The organism is Phyllobacterium endophyticum (genome assembly GCF_003010935.1).
GTDB lineage: Bacteria > Pseudomonadota > Alphaproteobacteria > Rhizobiales > Rhizobiaceae > Phyllobacterium > Phyllobacterium endophyticum.
Genome location: NZ_PGGN01000001.1, coordinates 850152 through 873523 on the forward strand (window position 1 = coordinate 850152; position 23372 = coordinate 873523).

Genomic DNA, 23372 nt, shown 5'->3' on the forward strand with positions numbered 1-23372 from the left:
TGCCGATGACCGAGGCAAGACGAGAGCGTTCGACGGAGGCATTCTTCGGCAGAAGAAGCGGTAAAGCGTTGCGGCCCTTGCAGCGCTCGATCCGCGATGAGCTCTTGCCACTCCTCAAGCTTGACATGGATTCCCCGGCACCGGGAGACCTCCGCAGTCTGTTTTCTGCGGAGGTCGAGACAGTACGGATGGAAATTGGCTTCGGCGGCGGCGAACATCTCTTGCACGAGGCGCGGCGCTGCCCACAATCCGGATTCATCGGCGTGGAACCATTCGTCAACAGCATGGCGAAGCTTGTCGTCGATCTACACGAAACGCCGCTGCAGAATATTCGTCTCCACGACGATGATGCGACGCAAGTGCTGGATTGGTTGCCGGACGCTTCCCTGGACGGAATCGACCTCTTCTATCCCGACCCATGGCCGAAGAAGAAGCACTGGAAACGGCGCTTTGTCTGCCAGAAAAATCTCGACCGGTTCGCTCGGGTGCTGAAGGCCGGAAGTCCATTCCGGTTTGCGTCTGATATCGATACATACGTAAACTGGACGCTCCAGCACTGTTACGCACACGGCCAGTTTGAATGGCGCGCCGAAACCGCCGCCGATTGGCAAAAGCCATACGAAGCATGGCCGGGGACCCGGTACGAACAGAAGGCGCATCGCGAGGGCCGGATAGGCGCGTATCTCACTTTCATGAGGCGCTGATAGGGAACCTTACGAGAAAGGGCCTTTCATTTCGCGTGACAGCTTCCTGACAGTTTTCTAGTATCATCATCGACGATGAGGAGACGCTGGGAGGCTGTCCAACATATTGGTATCGTAGCAAGGCTTTGGCGGCTCGCCACTTGCGTCGCGTTATCCGAACCTTCCCGCGTTCTTCATATACCTATCAAGAACAGAGATGGCCGATGGCCGTCATGGGAGGGATTTCGGAATGCGTAAGATGTTGCTTGCTTTTGCGGCCGCCGGGGCAATGGTTTTGTCCGGTCAGGCTCTCGGCGCCGACTACAAGATCATGGCTCCTGCTGCGCCAGGGGGTGGTTGGGATCAAACCGCGCGCACTATTCAGACTGCCCTGCAGGACGAAAAGATTTCTGGCAGCGTTCAGGTTGTGAACGTACCGGGTGCCGGCGGGACGATCGGCCTCGCTCAGTTCGCCAATTCCGCCAAGGGCGACCCGTCGCAACTGATGGTTGGCGGCTATGTTATGGTTGGCGCAATTTTGACGAATGCATCGCCGGTGACCCTGGATCAGGTCACGCCCATCGCTCGTCTGACCGGAGAGTTTGAGGCGGTCGTGGTTCCTGCCGCATCGCCAATCAAGACGATGGCAGATCTGGTTGAAAAGCTGAAAGCTGATCCGGGTTCGGTCTCCTGGGCCGGTGGCTCGGCGGGTGGCACGGACCAGATCACCGCTGGTTTGATCGCCAAAGCTGTTGGCGTAGATCCAACCAAGGTAAACTATATCGCATTCTCAGGTGGCGGCGAAGCATTGGCGGCGATTCTCGGCGGACAGGTCTCTGTAGGAATATCCGGCTATGGCGAGTTTGAATCCCAGATCAAATCCGGCGCACTGCGCATCATCGGAATCTCAAGCGACACCAAGGTCGAAGGCATCGATGCGCCCACCTTCAAGGAAGGCGGCGTGGACGTCGCAATTCAGAACTGGCGCATGGTTGCAGCACCTCCCGGTATCACCCCGGAACAGGAAGCCGCCATCAGTGCCGATATCGAAAAACTGGTGAAGTCAAAGTCGTGGCAAGAACAGCTGAAAGCCAAGGGATGGGCCGATACCTATCTTGCAGGCGACGCTTTCAAGGCTCAGCTGAAGAAGGATACTGATGCGACGGCGGCCATTCTGAAAGAAATCGGCCTTGTGAAATGACACACCAAACGCAAGCTCCCGAAGCGCGCCGCCCTGATCGGGCGGCGCTGGCCATTGCTGTTGCAATCGCAATCGTTGCTGCGATCATCACCTACAGCACGGCCACTGCTACCGGAGGTAGCGCAACGCGGATTGGACCGTCGGTTTTCCCCTATACGATAGCCGGAGGTCTTTTTATCCTGGCAGTCTGGACCGCTTTTGAGGCGGTGCGTGGTGATTTTCCCGAACGCGAGGAACAGCAAGTGGGGCCCGTCATCTGGATTGTCGCGGGTCTCGTCGCACAGATGCTCCTGCTGCACATAACCGGGTTTGCTATTGCGACCGGTCTTCTATTTGCTGCCACCGCGCGTGGCTTCGGCAAGGGGCCGTTGTGGATGACCGTTCCTCTCGGCATTATTCTGTCATTCATAATTTGGGTCATCTTCGCCAAGGGACTGCAGTTGTCGCTCCCGGCTGGGCCGCTCGAACGTCTTATTTAAGGACCGGCTATGGATAGTTTTACTCTTCTGGCGCATGGCTTTGCGGTGGCATTCGAGCCGTTCAATCTGCTCTACGCCCTTATTGGCGTAACGCTGGGAACGGCAGTCGGTGTTCTGCCTGGCATTGGACCAGCACTTACGGTGGCGTTGTTGCTACCGGTTACCTACAAGCTCGATCCTGCAGGCTCGCTTATCATGTTTGCCGGCATCTATTACGGCGGCATGTATGGCGGATCGACCACGTCGATTCTTTTGAATACGCCCGGAGAAAGCGCATCGATCGTCACCGCGCTGGAGGGCAACAAGATGGCGCGCGCCGGAAGAGGCGGCCCCGCGCTGGCAACGGCTGCCATTGGCTCGTTCGTAGCAGGCGTCATCGCAACGATGGCGCTGGCACTGATTGCCCCGGCGATCGTCAGGTTTGCGCTGTCCTTTGGTTCGGCAGAATATTTCGCGTTGATGATGCTGGCGTTCATGACCGTATCCGCGGCTTTTGGCGATTCGACCTTGCGCGGCCTGACTGCACTGTTCATCGGGCTTGCGCTCGGTCTCATCGGGGCGGATGGGTTGTCTGGACAGGTGCGCCTCGGGTTCGGCATCCCCGACCTGACCGATGGCATCGAGATTACCACTCTGGCCGTCGCACTGTTCGCGATTGGCGAAACGCTGAGCGTTGCGGCATCAAAAAGCCTGGGAGAAGACAAGATCGAGCCAGTAAAGGGTTCCGTCTGGATGAATCGGGAAGATTGGTCGCGCTCCTGGAAGCCATGGATTCGCGGAACATTCATTGGCTTCCCGATTGGTGCCATGCCGGCAGGCGGTGCCGAGATCGGTACCTTCCTGTCCTATTCAGTGGAAAAGCAGTTATCCAAGAAACCGGAGGAATTTGGCCATGGTGCGATTGAAGGCGTTGCAGGTCCCGAGGCCGCAAACAACGCCTCGGCGGCGGGCACGCTTGTTCCCCTGCTGACACTTGGACTTCCGACCAGCGCAACGGCGGCGATCATGCTTGCAGGCTTCCAGCAATTCGGCCTGCAGCCAGGTCCCCTGTTGTTTGCAACCAATCCTCAGCTCGTCTGGGGCCTGATCGCAAGCTTGCTTGTCGCCAACTTCATGCTTCTGGTTCTAAATCTGCCGCTGGTGGGACTATGGGTCCGGCTCTTGTCAATCCCGAGACATTGGCTCTATGCGGGCATTCTGGTCTTCGCGACGCTCGGCACCATCGGCGCCAACCCGTCGACCTTCGAGCTTGGCATGCTGTTGCTGTTTGGCCTGCTCGGGTATTTCCTGCGGCGCTTCGGCTATCCAATCGCACCGGTTGTGGTCGGACTGATCCTCGGGCCAATGGCAGAGATACATTTCCGCCGTGCACTGCAGATCAGCCAAGGCGATCTGACGGTTCTGGTCAGTTCACCAATTTCTGTGATTCTATTGCTGCTGGCCGTATGTGCCGTCGTCGTACCACTCGTCATGCGAGCACGTGGCAAAGGCAAGGTTCTGGCAGCCCTCGCGGCAAACGAAGACTGAGGAATCAGCCATCCATCAACCGAAGTCTAGCTCCGGTTGATGGATTTGAACTGTACCGGATCGATGCCGAGTGCACGCAGGTCCGAAGCTACTGGCTGATGACCAAGACGTGTTGCCTCGGCAACGGCGACGGCACTTCCGAACGCACGGAAAAAGCCGCTGATCCTTGAAAGCTTCTGGGCTTTTGACATTTTACTATCCTTTGGCAAATATTGCGCTGCAACATAAATAGGACGAAGTTGTCGATTGGATTAGGTTCAATAGTGCAGGGCAGCCATGCGAATTTGCATGCCGAACCTCGTCATTCGTAAACAAGTCGCAGAAATTCACGTCCGCGCTTGAAACTACCAAGCCGATTCGGTATATAGACATCATATTCTTGGTCGATAGAACAGGAGTGGGTCCAGACCGGTCCCGCTCTTTTTTGTTTCTTGACGCCGAAAAAGGGAAAAACTCTGCGTGACAGACGACGCTAACACCGAACGGGAAGCCGCCCCGACAGAGGGCGCGGACCAGCGGATCATCACTGAAACGGGCATCGACGCCCGCGTTGCCGGTATCATTGAACCGGTGCTGGAATCTATCGGCTTTCGGCTGGTGCGAACCCGACTTTCCGGTCTGAACGGCTTGACATTGCAGATCATGACGGAGCGCCACGATGGTACGATGACGGTCGAGGATTGTGAACTCGTCAGCCGCACCCTGTCGCCTGTGCTGGACGTCGAGGATCCGATCGATCGCCACTATCATCTGGAAGTTTCTTCGCCTGGAATTGATCGCCCCCTAGTGCGCAAGTCGGATTTTACCACTTGGACCGGTCACATCGCCAAGATCGATACATCTGCCGTCCTGGAAGGGCGCAAGAAGTTTCGCGGGCGGATCGGCGAAGTTTCCGCTGATGGAGTGACGATCGAGAGCGACCAGGCAAGCTATGGCGACAAACCCGTCGTACAGGTGCCGTTCGAAATGATTGCCGAGGCGCGGCTTATTCTGACGGACGAACTCATCCGTGATGCGTTGCGCCGCGACAAGGATCTGCGTGAAGGCCGTATCCCGGAAGAAAACACCGATACGGCGGAAGAGACGGGCATGCCCGCTGCCGACCAGGAACAAACAAAACAGATTTGATTTTTCATACACCCGCGGGAGAAGCGGGATGGTGAGCCCCAAAGGGGAACCTTCAAGGAGAAGAACATGGCAGTCAGTGCAAACAGGCTAGAACTTCTGCAGATCGCCGATGCGGTGGCGCGCGAGAAGTCAATTGACCGCGAAATCGTGATTGCGGCGATGGCCGATGCCATTCAGAAGGCCGCTCGCTCGCGCTACGGCCAGGAAACCAACATTCGGGCCGATATCAACGCCAAGACAGGCGAGATCAAGCTTCAGCGTCTGCTCGAGGTGGTCGACAATGTCGAGGATCCGGTCACGCAGATCAGCATGGAAGCTGCACGGGATCGCAATCCCGACGCGCAGCCTGGTGATTTCCTTGCCGACCAGCTGCCGCCGATGGATTTCGGCCGTATCGCTGCGCAGTCCGCCAAGCAGGTGATCGTGCAGAAGGTCCGCGAGGCCGAGCGTGACCGGCAGTATGACGAGTACAAGGACCGCGTCGGCGAAATCATCAATGGCAGCGTCAAGCGCGTTGAATATGGCAACGTGATCGTCGACCTCGGCCGCGGTGAGGCCATCGTCCGCCGTGACGAGCTGATCCCGCGTGAAACCTTCCGCTATGGTGATCGTGTTCGCGCTTATGTTTATGACGTGCGCCGCGAACAGCGCGGTCCGCAGATTTTCTTGAGCCGCACCCATCCGCAGTTCATGGCAAAGCTCTTCACCATGGAAGTCCCGGAAATTTATGATGGCATCATCGAAATCAAGTCGGTAGCCCGCGACCCGGGTTCACGCGCCAAGATTGCTGTCATCTCCCGCGACTCGTCTATCGATCCGGTCGGTGCCTGCGTCGGTATGCGCGGTTCGCGCGTTCAGGCGGTCGTCGGAGAGCTTCAAGGTGAAAAGATCGACATCATTCCCTGGTCGCCCGAACCTGCTTCTTTCATCGTCAATGCGCTGCAGCCAGCGGAAGTTTCAAAAGTTGTTCTCGATGAAGACGCTGAACGTATTGAAGTTGTGGTTCCGGATGACCAACTATCACTAGCGATCGGTCGTCGCGGCCAGAACGTGCGCCTTGCGTCACAGTTGACTGGCTGGGATATCGACATCTTGACCGAGCAGGAAGAGTCCGAGCGCCGCCAGAAAGAATTCGTCGAACGTTCGAACCTCTTCATGGAAGCGCTTGATGTCGACGAGATGGTTGGCCAGGTTCTTGCCTCGGAAGGTTTTGCCAGCGTCGAGGAAATCGCTTATGTGGATGCCGACGACATTTCCTCTATCGACGGTTTCGATGAGGATACTGCGACGGAAATTCAGCAGCGGGCCCAGGAGTATCTCGGCCGTATCGAAGAGGAGCGGGACGCCCGCCGCAAGGAACTGGGTGTTTCGGACGAACTGCGCGACTTGCCGGGCATGACCAACGCAATTCTCGTTGCCGTCGGTGAAGATGGCGTCAAGACGGTCGAGGACTTTGCTGGCTACGCGGTCGACGAACTGACCGGGTGGCGTGAGCGCAAGGATGGTGAGACAATCAACTATCCAGGCATTCTGTCATCATTCGAGGTCAGCCGTGCGGACGCAGAACAGATGGTGCTTGCAGCACGTCTGAAGGCCGGATGGATCACGGAAGACGATCTTGCCGCGGCTGAAGTCGAACCAGAAGCCGAAGAAGAGGTGGCTGGCTGATTTGGATCCAGACGTGGAACCGGCGATGAACGACAGAACGTGCATTGTCACGCGGACAAGCGGTACTGTGGATGACATGATCCGGTTTGTGGCTGGTCCCGATGGGGCGGTTGTGCCCGATTTGAAGCGCAATCTACCCGGCAGGGGCTGTTGGGTTAAAGCTCAGCGGCGATATATTGATGAGGCGGTCAAGCGAAAGCTCTTTCCGCGCGGATTGAAGAGCAGCGTCATTGCTCCCGATAATTTGGGACAAGCCGTGGACCAGATGCTCGCAAAATCGGCGTTGGGCAGTTTTGGGTTGGCGCGAAAGGCCGGGGTTGTGGTAACAGGGGCCGCAAAAGTGGATATAGCAATCCGCAACGGCACCGCCGCACTCGTGCTTCATGCCTTTGAGGCAGCGGAAGATGGCGTCCGCAAACTTGACCAGGCCCGCCGTTCGGTTGTTTATGCGGGCGGACCTGAAATACCCGCCCTTTCATTGTTTGAAAGCAGTGAAATGGATTTGGCATTGGGTGGGGTAAATGTGATACATGCTGCCGTACTCAAGGGGAAGGCAGCTGCCGGGTTCTTAAAGAGAGCTTGGCTTCTACAGCATTTTCGCGATGGCCCCACGGATGTGGCCGACGCTAAAGCGGCAACTGTCGCGAAGGAAACGGAAACGGAATGAGCGATACAAAATCGACAGACGACAAGACGCTAGGCGTCAATAAGAAGACCCTGACCCTGAAGCGGCCTGGCGTTGAACAGAGCACCGTGCGTCAGAACTTCAGCCATGGGCGTACGAAGTCTGTTGTCGTTGAAACAAAGAAGCGCAAGTTCAGCCTTCCGGACCAGAAGCCGGAGGTTGCACCTCCTGTTGCGGCGGCTCCAACGCCAGCGCCCGTAGCTGCGCCAGTGCGTCCCGCACCCCAGCCCGCTGCTCCGCAGCCGAGTGTAGCGCCGCGTCCCACCACACCGGCGGCCACGAGTGCTCCCCAGCCGACTGCACGTCCGGCAGCAGCTCCTGCACAGCAGCGTCCGGCTCAACAGTCCTATCGGCCTTCCGGTCAGCGCCCCAACGACCGTTCCGGCATGGTGCTCAATACTCTTTCTGCAGCCGAGCTCGAAGCCCGCCGCAAGGCGCTCGAGGGATCCAAAGCCCGTGATGCGGAGGATCGGCAGAAGGCGGCCATCGAAGCCGCGCGCCGCGCCGAAGATGAGGCCCTGCGCGCCCAGGAACGTGAAGCTTCCGCTCGCCGGCAGGCAGAGGAAGAAGAGCGCCTTCGCAAGGAAGCGGAAGCCAAGCAGCGTGCGGAGGAAGAGTCCCGCAAGCGCCAGCCAGAGCTGAAACCGGCAGACGATGCAACCTTGAAGGCAGCGATCCGCAAGCCGAATGCTGCCGAAGAGGATGACGATCGCCGTGGACCCGCCGGTGCCCGCCGTGGCAGCAGTGCTGCTCCGGCCAAGCCGGAAGTTCGCGCACCGAAGGTTGTCAAGGGCGAAGATGAACGCCGCCGCGGCAAGCTGACATTGGGCACCGCGCTCAATGACGAAAGCCGCAGCCGCTCGCTTTCCGCAATGCGCCGCCGTCAGGAGAAATTCAAGCGCGGCATGCAGCAGGAAACCCGCGAGAAAATCGCGCGTGAAGTCATCCTGCCGGAGACAATCACGATTCAGGAGCTCGCCCAGCGTATGGCCGAGCGTTCCGTCGACGTCATCAAATTCCTGATGAAGGAAGGCCAGATGATGAAGCCGGGCGACCTGATCGATGCGGATACAGCTCAGTTGATCGCCGAGGAATTCGGCCACACGGTTCGCCGTGTTGCTGAATCCGACGTCGAAGAAGGCATCTTCAACGTCCAGGACGACACGGCATCATTCGTGTCGCGTCCTCCGGTCGTCACCATTATGGGCCACGTCGACCACGGAAAGACCTCGCTGCTCGATGCGATCCGCAAGGCGAACGTCGTTTCAGGCGAGGCCGGTGGAATCACCCAGCATATCGGTGCGTATCAGGTCGAACAGAACGGCCAGAAGATCACGTTTATCGATACGCCTGGCCATGCCGCCTTTACGGCCATGCGTGCCCGTGGTGCGCAAGCCACGGATATCGCTATTCTCGTCGTCGCCGCCGATGACAGCGTCATGCCGCAGACGATCGAATCGATCAATCATGCCAAGGCTGCGGGTGTTCCGATCATCGTGGCGATCAACAAGATCGACAAGCCGTCCGCTGATCCGCAGAAGGTCCGCAATGGCCTGTTGCAGCATGAAGTCTTCGTGGAATCGATGGGTGGTGAAACGCTTGACGTGGAAGTTTCCGCCAAGACCGGTGCCGGCCTGGACAAGCTTCTCGAAACGATCCTGCTGCAGGCGGAAGTCCTCGACCTCAAGGCCGATCCTACCCGCACAGCCGAAGGCGTCGTCATCGAAGCCAAGCTTGATCGTGGCCGCGGTTCGGTTGCTACCGTTCTTGTCCAGAAGGGCACTCTCAGGCCAGGCGATATCATCGTCGCAGGCAGCGAGTGGGGTCGTGTTCGCGCGCTCGTCAATGACCGCGGTGAAAATCTCAAGGATGCCGGACCGGCAATGCCGGTCGAGGTTCTTGGTCTAGGCGGACCACCGCAGGCTGGTGATCGCTTTGCAGTCGTTGAAAGCGAAGCCAAGGCGCGTGAGATTTCCGAATACCGTACACGTCTTGCCCGTGAAAAGGCTGTGGCACGTCAGGCTGGTTCGCGCGGTTCGCTCGAACAGATGATGAGCCAGTTGCAAGTAACCGGGCTGAAGGAATTTCCGCTTCTCATCAAGGGTGATGTGCAAGGCTCGATCGAAGCTATTGCCGGTGCCCTGGAGAAACTCGGAACCGACGAAGTTCGTGCCCGGATCATTCATTCGGGTGCTGGCGGAATCACCGAGAGCGATATCGCTCTCGCGGAGGCTTCCAACGCAGCGATCATCGGATTCAACGTGCGTGCCAACAAGCAGGCGCGTGATTTGGCCGAGCGTGAAGGTATCGAAATTCGCTACTACAACATCATCTACGATCTCGTCGACGATGTGAAAGCGGCGATGTCGGGTCTGCTGTCGCCAGAACGCCGCGAAACCTTCATCGGCAACGCGGAAATTCTGGAAGTCTTCAACATCACCAAGGTCGGCAAGGTTGCTGGCTGCCGTGTCACGGAAGGCAAGGTGGAACGTGGTGCGGGTGTCCGGCTTATTCGCGACAACGTCGTCATCCACGAGGGCAAGCTCAAGACACTCAAGCGCTTCAAGGACGAAGTCAGCGAAGTCCCGGCCGGCCAGGAATGTGGTATGGCGTTCGAGAACTACGACGATATGCGCGCAGGCGATACGATCGAGGCTTTCCGCGTCGAACACGTCACCCGCACGCTTTAAAGGCAGCGCCCAATATTTGCAGACAGGATCGCCGGAATGAAAACCGGCGATCCATTGTTTATTGGCATATGACATTCTTGGGATAAGATAAAATTTATGGCTCGTTTTGCTACAGGATCAGGCCCTTCTCAACGCCAGCTGCGCGTCAGTGAGCAGGTGCGTCACGCAGTTTCCCAGGTGCTCCAGCGCGGCGATGTTCGCGACGACAAGCTAGAAAATGCCGTGATCGCCATTTCCGAAGTCCGCATGTCACCTGATCTGAAAATTGCGACCTGCTTCGTGTCGCCTGTTGGCGCCGCCGATAGTGAAGGTGTCATCAGCGCCTTGAACAGGAACGCGCGGTTCATTCGCGGCAGGGCGGCATCCCATCTCAAGCAGATGAAATATATGCCGGAATTCAGGTTCCGCATCGATACAAGCTTCGATAATTACGCCAAGATAGATGCCCTGTTACGCAAGCCGGAGGTCACCCGCGATCTCGTGGACGAGGAGGACGACGGTGGTGATCCCAATCCGGGCGACGTGCCAGGTCACGGTGGCGACGGTAACGAGTAATATGTCACGGCAGCGCAAGAAAAAAGGCCGTCCGGTTTCCGGTTGGCTGATCTTAGATAAGCCGAAGGGCATGGGGTCCACCGAGGCCGTCTCCAAGATCAAATGGTTGTTCAAGGCCGAAAAGGCCGGACATGCTGGGACGCTCGACCCTCTGGCATCCGGCATGCTGCCGATTGCTTTGGGCGAGGCGACAAAGACCGTTCCCTACGTCATGGACGGAACGAAGATATATCGTTTTACCGTAAGCTGGGGTGCTGAGCGCTCGACGGACGATCTCGAGGGCGATGTCACTGTGACCTCGGACTTGCGTCCCGACGAAGCATCAATCAAAGCGTTGCTGCGGAAATACATCGGTGTCATCCAACAGACGCCGCCCAAGTTCTCTGCCATTAAAATCGCTGGCGAACGGGCCTACGATCTTGCCCGCGGCGGCGAGGAAGTCGAGATACCCTCGCGCGAAGTCGAGATATTTCGATTGGAGCTGATCGAGCGCCCCGACGATTCAACCGCGATCTTCGAAGTCGAATGCGGCAAAGGCACCTATGTGCGCTCTCTTGCACGCGACATGGGACGTGAACTCGGCTGTTATGGCCATATCTCAGACCTGCGCCGAACCGGGGTTGCACCCTTCGACGAGTCGGATTTTGTCACCCTTGCGGAATTGGAAGCGGCGCACCCTCCCGTCCCGACGGACGAAGAGGGTGAGGATCGATCTTATGAGCGGCTTGCCGACCGGTTCTCCGTCATGGATGCATTTCTGATCGACACTGGCGCGGCGCTTGAAAGCCTCCCGCAGGTAGCCGTTTCAGACGATCAGGCGCACCGTATTCGTATGGGTAATCCCGTGATACTGCGCGGGCGTGATGCGCCGGTTCAAGCAGATGAGGCTTGCGTAACCGCCAAAGGCAAGCTGCTTGCCATCGGTTTCATCGAGCACGGGCAGTTCCAGCCGAAGCGCGTATTCACGGCCTGAAATGGCCAGAATCATTTGCGGCTGGTAATTTGTCGCATTTTCGACTATATGGCCCGCAGCGACGGCTTTGCCAGTCGCTTAACCGGCCCCCGCTGGACGACATCCCGGCCGTGGGCATCCTGTTTTCCTCTTCAAATGAAAGGATGTACGATGTCGATAACCGCTGAACGCAAGCAGGCAGTGATCACTGAATACGCAACGAAGCCAGGCGATACCGGTTCTCCGGAAGTCCAGGTTGCCGTTCTGACAGAGCGCATTGTCAATTTGACCGAACACTTCAAGGACCACAAGAAGGATAACCATTCCCGCCGTGGTCTGCTCAAGCTGGTCTCGACGCGCCGCAGCCTTCTTGATTATCTCAAGAAGGTTGATCAGGGCCGCTACCAGACGCTGATCGAGAAGCTCGGCCTGCGCCGCTAATACGCACTAGACCGGCGGATTCACATCGTGTTCCGCCGGTTCTTTCATTCCGGTGAGGAATGAATTCTACCATGAGACAGGTCATGGGGCAGGATTGCTGGCAACTCGGCGTTACGAGTTGCAAATTGTCTTGCCCGTGATTGGTCTAAATCGAAACGGGAGATCGATGCTGCTATCCAAAGGGATCGCGCCTTTCTCCACTGAAGGACAAGATATGTTTAATCAACACAAAGTTGAAATCGAATGGGGCGGCCGTCCGCTTATTCTCGAAACCGGCAAGATCGCCCGCCAGGCTGACGGCGCCGTTCTGGCCACCTACGGCGAGACCGTAGTACTTGCGACTGTGGTTTCCGCCAAAGAGCCGAAGCCGGGTCAAGACTTCTTCCCGCTTACGGTGAACTACCAGGAAAAGACCTACGCCGCCGGCAAAATTCCCGGTGGCTACTTCAAGCGTGAAGGTCGCCCGAGTGAAAATGAAACACTAGTTTCGCGCCTGATCGACCGGCCGATCCGCCCGCTTTTCGCCGATGGCTACAAGAACGACACCCAGGTTGTGCTGACCGTCATCCAGCACGATCTTGAAAACAACCCTGACATCGTATCGATGATCGGTGCCTCCGCTGCACTGACGCTTTCAGGCGTGCCATTCATGGGCCCGATCGGCGGCGCACGTGTCGGCTATATCGGTGGAGAATATAGGCTGAACCCGACGGTCGACGAAATGCCTGAGTCGAGCCTGGACCTGATCGTTGCCGGTACAGGCGAGGCGGTTCTCATGGTCGAGTCGGAAGCGAAGGAACTCAACGAAGATGTCATGCTCGGCGCTGTCATGTTCGGCCATCGCGCCTTCCAGCCGGTTATAGACGCCATCATCAAGCTCGCCGAAGTCGCTGCCAAAGAGCCGCGCGACTTCCAGACAGATGATCTGTCGGCAGCTGAAGCAGCCGTTCTGAAGGTTGTCGAAGCTGATCTGCGTGATGCATACAAGATTACCGACAAGCAGAAGCGGTATAATGCGGTTGATGCCGCCAAGGCCAAGGTCAAGGCGCATTTCTTCCCCGAAGGCGTTGAAGAACCTGAGTTTTCTGCTGAAGAGATCGCAACTGTATTCAAGTCGGTGCAGGCAAAAATCGTTCGCTGGAACATTCTCGATACGGGCAGCCGCATCGATGGGCGCGACTTGAAGACCGTTCGCCCGATCGTTTCGGAAGTTGGGCTCCTGCCGCGCACCCATGGTTCGGCGCTGTTCACCCGCGGTGAAACGCAGGCTATCGTTGTCGCCACGCTTGGTACCGGCGAAGACGAGCAGTATGTGGACTCCCTGACCGGCATGTACAAAGAGACCTTCATGCTGCACTACAATTTCCCGCCCTATTCGGTCGGTGAAACGGGTCGCATGGGTTCGCCCGGTCGTCGCGAAATTGGACACGGCAAGCTTGCATGGCGCGCTATCCACCCGGTTCTGCCAGCCAAGGAGCAGTTTCCCTACACGCTCCGCACGGTTTCCGAGATAACCGAGTCAAACGGTTCGTCCTCGATGGCAACAGTTTGCGGCACATCGCTGGCGCTCATGGATGCTGGCGTCCCGCTACTACGTCCGGTTGCCGGTATTGCCATGGGCCTGATCCTCGAAGGTGAGAAATTCGCTGTACTTTCCGATATTCTTGGCGATGAAGATCATCTCGGCGACATGGACTTCAAGGTTGCCGGTTCGGAAAACGGTATTACTGCCTTGCAGATGGACATCAAGATCGACGGTATCACCGAAGAAATCATGAAGGTCGCACTGGGACAGGCGAAGGATGGCCGTTTGCATATCCTCGGCGAAATGGCCAAGGCCATTACCGAAGGCCGCTCCGAGCTTGGCGAGTTTGCTCCGCGTATCGAAGTCATGAACATACCCACTGACAAGATCCGTGACGTTATTGGTTCCGGCGGCAAGGTCATTCGCGAAATAGTCGAAAAGACAGGCGCGAAGATCAACATCGAAGACGATGGTACAGTTAAGATTGCGTCGTCATCGGCCAAGGAGATCGAAGCTGCACGCAAGTGGATTCACTCGATTGTTGCAGAACCTGAAGTAGGCGAGATCTATGAAGGCACGGTCGTAAAGACCGCCGACTTCGGCGCATTCGTAAACTTCTTTGGTCCTCGCGACGGCCTGGTTCATATATCGCAGCTTGCTTCGGATCGTGTTGCCAAGACTTCGGACGTGGTCAAGGAAGGCCAGAAGGTCTGGGTCAAGCTCATGGGCTTCGATGAACGCGGCAAGGTTCGCCTGTCGATGAAAGTCGTCGATCAGGAAACAGGCAAGGAAATCGCCCAGGAAAAGAAGACTCAGGAAGACGCTGAGTAATCTTCTGAACGGGTTATAGTGAAAGCGCGCCCTCGTGGCGCGCTTTTTTCATGATGCATACTCTATTGATGGACGAAACTATGGCCAACGGCGCTCTGCAAACGCTCTTCTTGCCTTTTGAGGATGAAATACTGCCTTTCCCGGACAACCATGCCAAATGGTTATTTCTCGGCGCTGAGGCAGAGCGAAGTGTTGCAGATGTGTGGAAGTCGAGCCTTATGTGCCTGCAACCATTCAAGCCAGATTATTTGGCGTTGCAGAGAGCAGGTTTCGATGCGGTGCCGAGACTAGTTGGCGATGAGCAGTTTGATGGCGCGTTGATCTTACTCGGCAAGCATAGAGGCCGCAACGAAGACTGGCTGGCGCAAGCGCTCGGTCACGTCAGACCCGGCGGTCAGATCGTTGTTTCGGGCGACAAGAAGCTCGGCGTCGACAGCTTTTACAAGACGGTAACCCGCATGGCTCCAGTCGCCGCGAGGCTGTCGAAACACCATGCCGTTGCCTTCTGGTTCACGCGGCCGGAGACGGTGAATAGTGAGCAAATACAAAAGCTTGTTGCAAAGCCGACTATGCTGGGCGAACGCTTCACGACACGCCCGGGGATGTTTTCGCATTCGGCGATCGACAAGGGATCGGCATTGCTGGTCAAACATTTCGAGGGCCGGATCAGTGGCCATGTGGCTGACTTTGGTGCGGGCTGGGGTTATATCGCGAGCGAAGTGCTGAACCATACGGAGAAGCTGAAATCACTTGCGCTTTACGAAGCCGATTTCGAAGCGCTGGAAGCCGCCAAATTGAACGTCATCGCGGGTGAAATTCCTGTGACGTTTCATTGGCACGATGTGAATAGCGAAGCGATTACAGAGATTTACGACACGATCGTCATGAACCCGCCGTTCCACGCCGGGCGCAGCGCCGATCCGACTATGGGCCAGGGTTTCATAGCGGCAGCGGCCAAAAGGCTCAAACCGGGTGGCAAGCTGCTTCTCGTCGCAAACCGGCAGATGCCCTACGAGGCGGGATTGAAGTCGCTGTTCAAATCGGTGCTGCCGCTCGAGGACAACGCTGGCTACAAAATCATCGAAGCCAAGAAGTAGTTCTACCCACCACAACTAAAATGCTACTGGCGGTAGAGAATCTGGCGTTGAATTAGGCCCTTCTCACGCAACTATCGCAGAATCTTGCATGAACTCTCGAAAAAGGCGTGCCAAACCCGTTTCAAATCCGTATCGGGTCAGCGCAAAAATCACTCTTTGCCGTCGTCAGATTTTTTCAGCTCTTCGAGGGTCGGCATCGACACGATGTTGTAACCCGAATCCACGTAGTGGATCTCTCCGGTTACGCCGCTTGAAAGATTCGACAGGAGATAGAGCGCCGACCGGCCGACATCTTCGATATCGACGGTTCGACGAAGAGGGGCATTGCGCTTCTGGTAGGAGAACATGGCACGGGCATCACCGATGCCGGCGCCGGCCAATGTGCGCACAGGACCCGCAGAAATTGCATTGACGCGAATCCCCTCCGGACCGTAATCGGCGGCAAGGTAGCGGACCATTGCTTCGAGGGCGGCCTTGGCGACACCCATGACGTTATAGTTGGGCATGACACGCGTGGAGCCGCCATAGGTAAGCGTCAGAATGGAGCCGCCACCGGTCATCAGCCTTGAAGCGCGTTGGGCGACCTCGGTGAAGGAGTAGGCGGAGATGACCATGGTGCGGCTGAAATTATCCCGCGTGGTCACATCGGCGTAGCGGCCCTTCAGCTGCGACTTGTCGGAGAAGCCGATAGCGTGCACGACGAAATCGATTGTGCCCCATTCCTTTTCCAGCGCTTCGAAGACCGCGTCGACGGTAGCGATGTCTTCCACATCGCAAGGCAAGAGCAATTTCGATCCGAGCTGTTCCGCCAGGGGTGCGACACGCTTGCCGAACGCTTCTCCCTGATAGGTGAAGGCAAGCTCGGAGCCATTATCCGCCAGTTCCTTGGCTATTCCCCAGGCAATGGAATGGCTGTTCGCGACCCCCATGATGAGACCGCGTTTGCCCTTCATTAAATCTGCCATTCTTTACCCCTCGTAACGCTGGAAGACCAGCGAAGCGTTCGTGCCGCCAAATCCGAAAGAATTGGTCAGAACCGTATTCAGTTTGATGTTATCTATGCGCCGGCGCGTAATGGGCATGTCTTCGAACGCGGGATCGAGTTCTTCGATATTGGCACTTTCCGCGATGAAGTCATTGTTCATCATCAGGAGCGAGTAGATCGACTCGTGCACGCCCGTCGCGCCTTGGGAATGCCCCGTCAGTGATTTTGTCGCCGAAATCGGCGGGCACTGGTTGCCGGACCCGAACACTTCCCGAATTGCCTCGATTTCCTTGAGGTCGCCGACCGGCGTCGAGGTTGCGTGCGGGTTGATGTAGTCGATGGGTCCTTTGACGTTGGCAATGGCCATGCGCATGCAACGCGCAGCGCCTTCGCCGCTGGGAGCGACCATATCGGCACCGTCGGATGTCACGCCATAGCCGACGAGTTCGCCATAAATCCTGGCGCCACGCGCCTTGGCATGTTCGAGCTCTTCGAGAACGAGGACACCGGCGCCGCCGGAGATGACGAAACCGTCGCGATTCTTGTCATAGGCGCGCGAGGCTACCGAAGGGCGGTCGTTGAACTTGGACGACATGGCGCCCATCCCGTCGAAGAGCACGGACAATGTCCAGTCCAGATCCTCGCAGCCACCTGCAAACATCATGTCCTGCTTGCCGTATTGGATCATTTCATAGGCATTGCCGACGCAATGGTTCGAAGTCGCGCAGGCCGAGGAGATCGAATAATTGACACCCTTGATCTTGAACCAAGTGGCGAGTGTCGCCGACGCCGTCGAAGACATGGCCTTCGGCACGGCAAAGGGGCCCACCTTCTTGCTCGAACCGGACTCGATGGTCTTTTCCGCGGCCTCGACGATGGTGCGGGTGGATGAGCCGCCCGACCCCATGATGATGCCGGTCCGGTCGTTGGATACGAGGTCTGCATCAAGCCCGGCATCTGCGATGGCCTGATCCATGGCGACGTGATTCCAGGCGGTGCCGCCGCCATGGAAGCGCATAGCGCGCCGGTCGACAAGCGTGGCGGGATCGAGCGTAGGAGCACCCTTCACCTGGCTGCGAAAACCGTGCGCAGCATATTCTTCGGCGAAGACAATACCGGATTTCGCCGTTCGCAGCGATTCCAGGACCTCCGCTACATTGTTGCCGATAGAGGACACGATACCCATGCCCGTCACAACCACTCGCCGCATCGCGATCTCCTTAAAGGCTTGCGCTGGCCAAAGCTCAGGCAGCGCTTTCCTTGAACAGGCCAACCCGCAGGTCAGTTGCTTTATAGATAGTCTCGCCATCGACCTTTAACCAGCCGTCGGCAATACCAAGCACCAGACGGCCGCGCATGACGCGCTTGAAATCGATGCCATATTCTACGAGCTTGTTTTTCGGTGTGACCATGCCGGTGAACTTGACTTCGCCTGTGGAAAGGGCACGGCCCTTGCCCGGTTCGCCCAGCCAGCCGAGATAGAAGCCGGTCAGCTGCCACATGGCGTCAAGGCCCAGGCAGCCGGGCATGACAGGATCGCCAATGAAATGACATGCGAAGAACCACAGGTCAGGCTTGATATCGAATTCGGCACGGATATAGCCCTTGCCATTTTCGCCGCCTGTTTCAGAAATCTCGGTGATCCGGTCGAACATCAGCATAGGTGGTGCTGGCAATTGGGCATTGCCCTGACCGAACATCTCTCCGCGGGCACAAGTTAGAAGCTCGTCATACCCGTAGCTTGACTTCTGTTCTGGCATTCTTTCTCCCATCGGTAACTTCAAGGCTTGCGCCTGCGTATGTTCCGGCGCGGACGGACCCTAGCATAGAGTATTTCCGCCTGAAAACGCTGCATAGAGCAAACCAGCATCAAATGGAACCCTACTTTCGGGCGCGTTGATATTCATGCCATAGCGGCTTGAAATGACATTTTGGCCCTCCGGTACTCCGCGTCTTCCAGGTTCACTCGCCTTCACCGTACAAATCTTGCCGTTTCATCGCGTCCTGACCCTGAACTCGGCCCCATCTTACCCGGGAAACCAGATCAGCCATGCAACCAATGGCGTAAAACCAGCCTATTGATCGGTTTTGCAAGACAGCATATATCAATCATGTAACACGACGGACACTGTGTCTGTGGTGTGACTTCTGATATCAGTTAACGGAGTGGCAGGCGGGCCATGCATATTTCTTATGAAATCGATGCCGACGTATCCTTGCAGGAGCGCTTGCGCTTTGCAGGATTGAGGCCGACCCGTCAACGTATCGCGCTTGCCAGCCTGATCTTTTCGAAGGGCGACCGACACCTTTCGGCCGAAGAGTTGCACGAGGAAGCGCTCGGCGCAAACGTGCCGGTTTCGCTGGCGACTGTCTACAATACGCTGCATCAGTTCACGCAGGCCGGGATGCTGCGCATCCTCGCGGTTGAAGGCGCAAAAACCTATTTCGACACGAATGTTTCCGACCATCATCACTTTTTCGTTGAAGGCGACAATGAAGTGATCGACATCCCGAGCGGTTCGACCATGGTGGGCAATTTGCCGCCGGTTCCCGAAGGCATGGAAATCGTCAATGTGGACATAATCATCCGCCTGCGCAAAAAGCGCGGCTGATCCAGACGGGATAATCGCCAAGGCGGGCTGTTCATGGCGCTTTCCTGCGCTCGTAGCTCACGTATCCAACCTAGGCTGCCTTGAGTACTCGAAAAGCACCATTTTCGCCACGCCCTGACGGATTTGCCCTTGTAGGCACGAGCGGCGACGCATCGGCCGTTGCGCCATGAGGCTCGTTGTCCAATCCCGCGAGCCACAAGCCGACATTTGCGCTTGTCGCGAATCATGATGCCCGTTACCTCTAAGGCATAGGCTCGACCCGCGCCTCCTCCCTCCTCTCGGGAAGTATCCGACATACGGGGTGACAATCATCATCGAACCATCTGTTCGAGCACCGCATAAGGAGGGATTGCGTTTTCCGCTCGCAATGGAGGTCCTGATGAAGCTTTCTGCCCCTGTCTTCCAGTTGAAACGCCGTGCCAAGCTACTGGTCCGCAAGAATAATGTTCCTCTGCACGAGGCACTCGATCAAATTGCGCGTGAGGAGGGATTTGCAAGATGGAGCCTGCTTTCATCCCGGATCACCGCAGACACCTTGTCGAATACCATGCTGTCCCGACTGAATGACGGCGACCTGCTGCTGGTGGCCGGCCGCCCTGGACAGGGCAAAACGACGATGGGACTTCAGCTTTTGCTCGACGCTGCCCGCGACAACCGAATGGCGGTGTTCTTTACGCTGGAATCTACCGAGGAGCAGGCAAGGAAGCACATTGGCTCGTTGGATGAGAGCCATCACCTTACCAGCAGTCTTGAAATCGTGACTTCAAATGAAATCAGCGCCGATTACATTATTCGCCACTTGTCAGGAGCTGGACGGGGAACAGTTGCCGTCATCGACTATCTTCAGATACTCGACCAGGAGCGGAGCAAGCCAGCCCTCTCGGACCAGATCCTCGCTCTGAACGATTTTGCCAGAGAGAGCGGCGTTATTCTGGCTTTCATCTCGCAGATCGACAGGTCGTTCGATCCAGCTATAAGACCTCTGCCAGATATGCGGGACATTCGCCTTCCCAATTTGGTCGATCTCCGGCTGTTCAACAAAGCCTGCTTCCTGCACAATGGTGAGGCGCAGCTTCGCGACATAAATTGATCTCTACGTCCCTTGCGCGATGCCGAGAGCTTGTTCGCGCGGCATGGATTAGGTCTAATCGACTGCAATTCCGAGGGCGCCGGCAAGTGACTTGAACACGGGCGTATAGAGATAGCTCAAGCTTCGTGCCGTTGTGGCCGTGATATGGTCTGAATCCTTGTAAAGGGGCAGGCCGTTGCGCATGCTGTCGCAGCGGCCGTTGGCACAGATCGCCTGGAGTGCATCGACAGTCGTCGCACCGTATTTCGCGGCATATTCCGTGATCATGTCACGGGACGCGGCCTGTCTTTCCCACGTGTAGGTCCAGGATGGGGCGATATCAGTGGAAGTACCGCGTGTCGTGGCCTTGGCGAGGGCCTCGGGCATGAAATGCCCCATTTCCGGCACGTCCATCACAAGAACGACTTGCGTACCCTGACGTTTCAGCTCCGCGAGCGTCTGGTCCAGCGCAGCCGCGATCGGGGCGGATCTATCATCCAACGGTGGACGGACCTTGGGATCGAAATATAGACCCTGGTTGGGAAGCTCGGAGCGAAGAACGTATTTGGGCCAGTATGCAATCATGAAAACCAGCGGTATACGCTTGCGGACGATAAGGTCCCGCACGGCGGCATTGTAGTCGACGCAGCGCAATGTATCCTTCTCGGTTTTCAGTTCCACGTCCGGCAGCGGCGGACATGAGGCCCGGCCGGCAAAAATCCCGCTGGCGCCTGCCTGTCTTGCCGCCACATCGATGGCGGGCGCCATCGAACCCGAGTGCGAATCTCCCCAGACGAGAAAATTCACGTTCCCCGACCTTGCGACTCCGAGGCGGCAAAGATTGCCTTTCTCGATATCGGATAGGGAAGGGCCGCGCCCGCTCGTGTCCTGCAGGCACTTCGAACCGGAATAGGGGCTCTCGTCATAGGCAGCGCTATAAATTTTCTGGGCATCGGGAGAAAGACGGCCCGGAAGCCCGACTTCCGAGATGACGTAATATCCGAAAACCACGAACGCAGCGATAGTCGCCGTCGCAGCGGCGAAGACGGGTTTGCGCGGTATGCGGCTGGTATGCCCGCGGAACGGCCGCTCGATGAAGTGCCATGAGAAAACTGCCACCACGAATGAAATCGCCACAAGCAGGCCGCTCTGAACCGCAGAAAGCTCGTGACCATTCAGGTAGCGCGTGAAGACGATGATCGGCCAGTGCCACAGATAGAGCGAATACGAAACAAGGCCTATGAATACGAGCGGCGCGGACGTGAGCAATCGTCCGGCTGGACCACGTGCGGCTCTCCCCTGGATGATCAGAGCCGCACCAACACAGGGCACGAGTGCGGTGAGCCCGGGAAACGAAGTATCGTCATTGAAGGAGAGGACCGCAAAGCCGATCATCAGAATTCCGGCACAGGCGAGAATCTCGCCGATGAACTGCTGTTTTGGCCGTGGCACGACGCCCAATGCGAGCAAGGCTCCAAGAAGCAGCTCCCAGACGCGGTAGGGCGACAGGTAGAACGCCTCGACCGGCCTGTAGTAGACGCCCCAGATGCTTGCCCCAAGCGAGGCTGCAAAAATGGCTATCAGAACAGGCGTCACGCACTTGCGGGCAATTCTGTTGATGATGACGAGCAGCAGGGGAAAGACGATATAGAACTGTTCTTCGATGGCGAGCGACCATGTGTGCAACAGGGGCTTCAATTGCGCGCTTATGTCGAAATATCCGCTTTCCCTGTTGAGCTGCACATTCGATACGAAGAGTGCGGCAGCCTTGACGCTACGCGCGAAATACTCGAACTCCACGGGCATGAAGAAGAACCATGCCATCAGTGTCGAAGCGGCGATCATCGCGAAAAGCGCCGGGAAGATGCGGCGGATGCGGCTTTCGTAGAAGCGCAACAGGCTGAAATCGCCGTTGTCGATGCCTCCCATGATCCGCAGGGCCATCAGGTAGCCGGATATGACGAAGAAGACGTCTACACCGACGAACCCGCCCTGAAAGCCGGATATTCCGGCGTGATAGAGAACGACAGGCAGGATTGCGATTGCCCTGAGGCCATCGATATCAGGCCGATACACCGGAGCACCGGAGTTCGGATCAACTGCCTGCGGAATATCTGCGAATCTCTGCGTCGGAACCAAGTTCAACATGACCTCGCAAGGGGCGAACAATGGCAAGGCTGGACGCCATGTGGGCATGGGAAGGGGACCGCCTTGGAGAGGCGGGGGGACAATATAAGGCTTGTCAATCTAGTTCACTCCGGCGTTGCCCCTGGGGCTTTTTCCTTGCCGCGCGGAATGTACTTTCCGCAAGGATGAGAATGCAGCCAGCCAATAGCATGATACCTCCAGCCAGGCCAGGCAATCCTCCAAACTCTACAGCGGCAGCGACGAGGAAGATCAGGATCATCGACCAGAGCGCCAGCGCGCCATCATCGATGAACATGCCGAAAATCTCCCGAATGGCAGTGCGGACAATGTTCATCAGGCGAGTGCTTCCAGTTTTGCACCGCGATGATTGCGCAATGCGCGAACGGCGGCGAAGGAGAAGACCCCGAGAACCGCGAGGATCGCGATCAGGGAAAGATCGGCACCGGGCCAGTGGGCACCGAGACCTTCGCCCACCCAGAACACGCCGAACGAGGTAAGCAGCAGGCCGACCACAAATTTGAGCGTATTCTCCGGAACCTGTGCGAGCGGCTTGTGCACGACGAAGCCAACGACGAGCACAAGGACACATGCAAGCGCCGCACCGAGCGCGGCGTAACCCAACATGCCACGCCCTGCACCGACGGCTATGACGATGAATACGACCTCGATGCCTTCGAGCAGGACTGCCTTGAATGCGGCGGTTCCCGCGATGAAATCGGCACGGCGCTCGGCCGCCTGACGTTTGAGCTGATCGGTTTCCCTGGCGAAGGCTTCAGTCTCGTCATGCAGCGCGATGATGCCGGCGGCGCGCAAGATGGCCTTGCGCAGCCAGCGCATTCCGAACAGGATCAACAGAGTGCCGATGATGAACTGCATCAGTTCCACGGGTATCATGCCGAGAAGCGGACCGAGGGTGAGGATCAGGACGGCCAATACCGCAAGCGCAAGGCCCGTGCCAATGAAAGCCGGCCGCCAGCTGCGTGAGACACCGACCGCAAGAATGATGGTGAACGCTTCGACGACTTCGACGAAGGAGCCAAGGAAAGCTGCCGTCATTGTCGGGACGATGGTTGTCATGCTGGTCATGTTGGAGATC

At 57.3% G+C, this 23372-nt stretch carries 22 protein-coding genes; 15 read left to right on the plus strand and 7 right to left on the minus strand.

Annotation, left to right across the window (positions count from 1 at the left end; all coding sequences use genetic code 11):
- The first annotated feature begins 5 nt into the window (after window positions 1-5).
- The 4 genes from trmB to CU100_RS04030 all read left to right on the plus strand — a co-directional run bounded on the left by trmB (window position 6) and on the right by CU100_RS04030 (window position 3890).
- Window positions 6-704 (plus strand): tRNA (guanine(46)-N(7))-methyltransferase TrmB, encoded by a 699-nt coding sequence (gene trmB, locus CU100_RS04015; protein WP_106715988.1) that lies wholly within the window; start codon window positions 6-8, stop codon window positions 702-704.
- 229 nt (window positions 705-933) lie between these two features.
- Window positions 934-1884 carry a Bug family tripartite tricarboxylate transporter substrate binding protein gene (locus CU100_RS04020; protein ID WP_106715989.1) on the plus strand — a complete coding sequence of 317 codons (951 nt, stop codon included), beginning with the start codon at window positions 934-936 and terminating at the stop codon, window positions 1882-1884.
- Window positions 1881-2363, plus strand: a complete 483-nt coding sequence (locus CU100_RS04025; RefSeq protein ID WP_106715227.1) for a tripartite tricarboxylate transporter TctB family protein — start codon at window positions 1881-1883, stop codon at window positions 2361-2363. The genes CU100_RS04020 and CU100_RS04025 overlap by 4 nt, the downstream gene beginning before the upstream one ends.
- A 9-nt stretch (window positions 2364-2372) precedes the next feature.
- Window positions 2373-3890, plus strand: a complete 1518-nt coding sequence (locus CU100_RS04030; protein ID WP_106715228.1) for a tripartite tricarboxylate transporter permease — start codon at window positions 2373-2375, stop codon at window positions 3888-3890.
- 26 nt (window positions 3891-3916) lie between these two features.
- Here CU100_RS04030 and CU100_RS26705 read toward each other — a convergent pair whose 3' ends face one another.
- Window positions 3917-4081 (minus strand): hypothetical protein, encoded by a 165-nt coding sequence (locus tag CU100_RS26705; protein ID WP_170113723.1) that lies wholly within the window; start codon window positions 4079-4081, stop codon window positions 3917-3919.
- A 268-nt stretch (window positions 4082-4349) separates the two neighbouring features.
- Here CU100_RS26705 and rimP point away from each other — a divergent pair, with 268 nt between their 5' ends.
- The 9 genes from rimP (at window position 4350) to CU100_RS04075 (ending at window position 15462) form a co-directional block, all read left to right on the plus strand.
- Window positions 4350-5018, plus strand: coding sequence for a ribosome maturation factor RimP (gene rimP, locus CU100_RS04035; protein ID WP_106715229.1), 669 nt, complete (start codon window positions 4350-4352; stop codon window positions 5016-5018).
- A gap of 66 nt (window positions 5019-5084) precedes the next feature.
- The gene (nusA, locus tag CU100_RS04040; protein WP_106715230.1) at window positions 5085-6686 is read left to right on the plus strand and encodes a transcription termination factor NusA; all 1602 of its coding nucleotides are present in this window, start codon (window positions 5085-5087) and stop codon (window positions 6684-6686) included.
- A 1-nt stretch (window position 6687) separates the two neighbouring features.
- Window positions 6688-7353, plus strand: a complete 666-nt coding sequence (locus tag CU100_RS04045; RefSeq protein WP_280951575.1) for an RNA-binding protein — start codon at window positions 6688-6690, stop codon at window positions 7351-7353.
- Entirely contained in the window at window positions 7350-10061 is a 2712-nt protein-coding gene (gene infB / locus CU100_RS04050; RefSeq protein WP_106715231.1) for a translation initiation factor IF-2, read from the plus strand. The genes CU100_RS04045 and infB overlap by 4 nt, the downstream gene beginning before the upstream one ends.
- Window positions 10062-10157: 96 nt before the next feature.
- Entirely contained in the window at window positions 10158-10616 is a 459-nt protein-coding gene (gene rbfA / locus CU100_RS04055) for a 30S ribosome-binding factor RbfA (protein ID WP_106715232.1), read from the plus strand.
- A 1-nt stretch (window position 10617) separates the two neighbouring features.
- Window positions 10618-11589 carry a tRNA pseudouridine(55) synthase TruB gene (gene truB / locus CU100_RS04060; protein ID WP_106715233.1) on the plus strand — a complete coding sequence of 324 codons (972 nt, stop codon included), beginning with the start codon at window positions 10618-10620 and terminating at the stop codon, window positions 11587-11589.
- Between the two features lie 48 nt (window positions 11590-11637).
- Window positions 11638-12009: a 30S ribosomal protein S15 gene (gene rpsO, locus CU100_RS04065; protein ID WP_106715991.1), complete on the plus strand. Its 372-nt coding sequence runs from the start codon at window positions 11638-11640 to the stop codon at window positions 12007-12009.
- Between the two features lie 214 nt (window positions 12010-12223).
- Window positions 12224-14365, plus strand: a complete 2142-nt coding sequence (gene pnp / locus CU100_RS04070) for a polyribonucleotide nucleotidyltransferase (protein ID WP_106715992.1) — start codon at window positions 12224-12226, stop codon at window positions 14363-14365.
- Between the two features lie 80 nt (window positions 14366-14445).
- A complete protein-coding gene (locus CU100_RS04075) occupies window positions 14446-15462 on the plus strand; it encodes a class I SAM-dependent methyltransferase (protein ID WP_106715993.1) in 1017 nt (338 codons plus the stop codon).
- 149 nt (window positions 15463-15611) lie between these two features.
- On the opposite strand, the gene fabI is transcribed toward CU100_RS04075, so the two are convergent.
- The 3 genes from fabI to fabA are packed head-to-tail and all read right to left on the minus strand — an operon-like array spanning window position 15612 to window position 18207.
- Window positions 15612-16427, minus strand: a complete 816-nt coding sequence (gene fabI / locus CU100_RS04080; protein ID WP_106715234.1) for an enoyl-ACP reductase FabI — start codon at window positions 16425-16427, stop codon at window positions 15612-15614.
- A 3-nt stretch (window positions 16428-16430) separates the two neighbouring features.
- Entirely contained in the window at window positions 16431-17657 is a 1227-nt protein-coding gene (gene fabB / locus CU100_RS04085) for a beta-ketoacyl-ACP synthase I (protein ID WP_106715235.1), read from the minus strand.
- 34 nt (window positions 17658-17691) lie between these two features.
- Window positions 17692-18207, minus strand: coding sequence for a 3-hydroxyacyl-[acyl-carrier-protein] dehydratase FabA (gene fabA, locus CU100_RS04090; RefSeq protein WP_106715236.1), 516 nt, complete (start codon window positions 18205-18207; stop codon window positions 17692-17694).
- A gap of 420 nt (window positions 18208-18627) precedes the next feature.
- Between fabA and irrA the strand changes: the two genes are divergently transcribed.
- Complete coding sequence (gene irrA, locus CU100_RS04095; RefSeq protein WP_106715237.1) at window positions 18628-19059, plus strand: iron response transcriptional regulator IrrA; 432 nt, start codon at window positions 18628-18630, stop codon at window positions 19057-19059.
- Between the two features lie 379 nt (window positions 19060-19438).
- Window positions 19439-20149, plus strand: coding sequence for a DNA helicase (locus CU100_RS04100; RefSeq protein WP_106715994.1), 711 nt, complete (start codon window positions 19439-19441; stop codon window positions 20147-20149).
- A 54-nt stretch (window positions 20150-20203) separates the two neighbouring features.
- Here the strand turns inward: CU100_RS04100 and CU100_RS04105 are convergent, their stop codons facing one another.
- Genes CU100_RS04105 through CU100_RS04115 form a run of 3 tightly spaced genes read right to left on the minus strand, consistent with a single transcriptional unit; the run spans window position 20204 to window position 23362 of the window.
- Window positions 20204-22324, minus strand: a complete 2121-nt coding sequence (locus CU100_RS04105) for an acyltransferase family protein (protein WP_245418906.1) — start codon at window positions 22322-22324, stop codon at window positions 20204-20206.
- A gap of 46 nt (window positions 22325-22370) precedes the next feature.
- A complete protein-coding gene (locus CU100_RS04110) occupies window positions 22371-22610 on the minus strand; it encodes a hypothetical protein (RefSeq protein ID WP_342588291.1) in 240 nt (79 codons plus the stop codon).
- The gene (locus CU100_RS04115) at window positions 22610-23362 is read right to left on the minus strand and encodes a COG4280 domain-containing protein (RefSeq protein WP_106715239.1); all 753 of its coding nucleotides are present in this window, start codon (window positions 23360-23362) and stop codon (window positions 22610-22612) included. The genes CU100_RS04110 and CU100_RS04115 overlap by 1 nt, the downstream gene beginning before the upstream one ends.
- Between the last annotated feature and the right edge of the window lie 10 nt (window positions 23363-23372).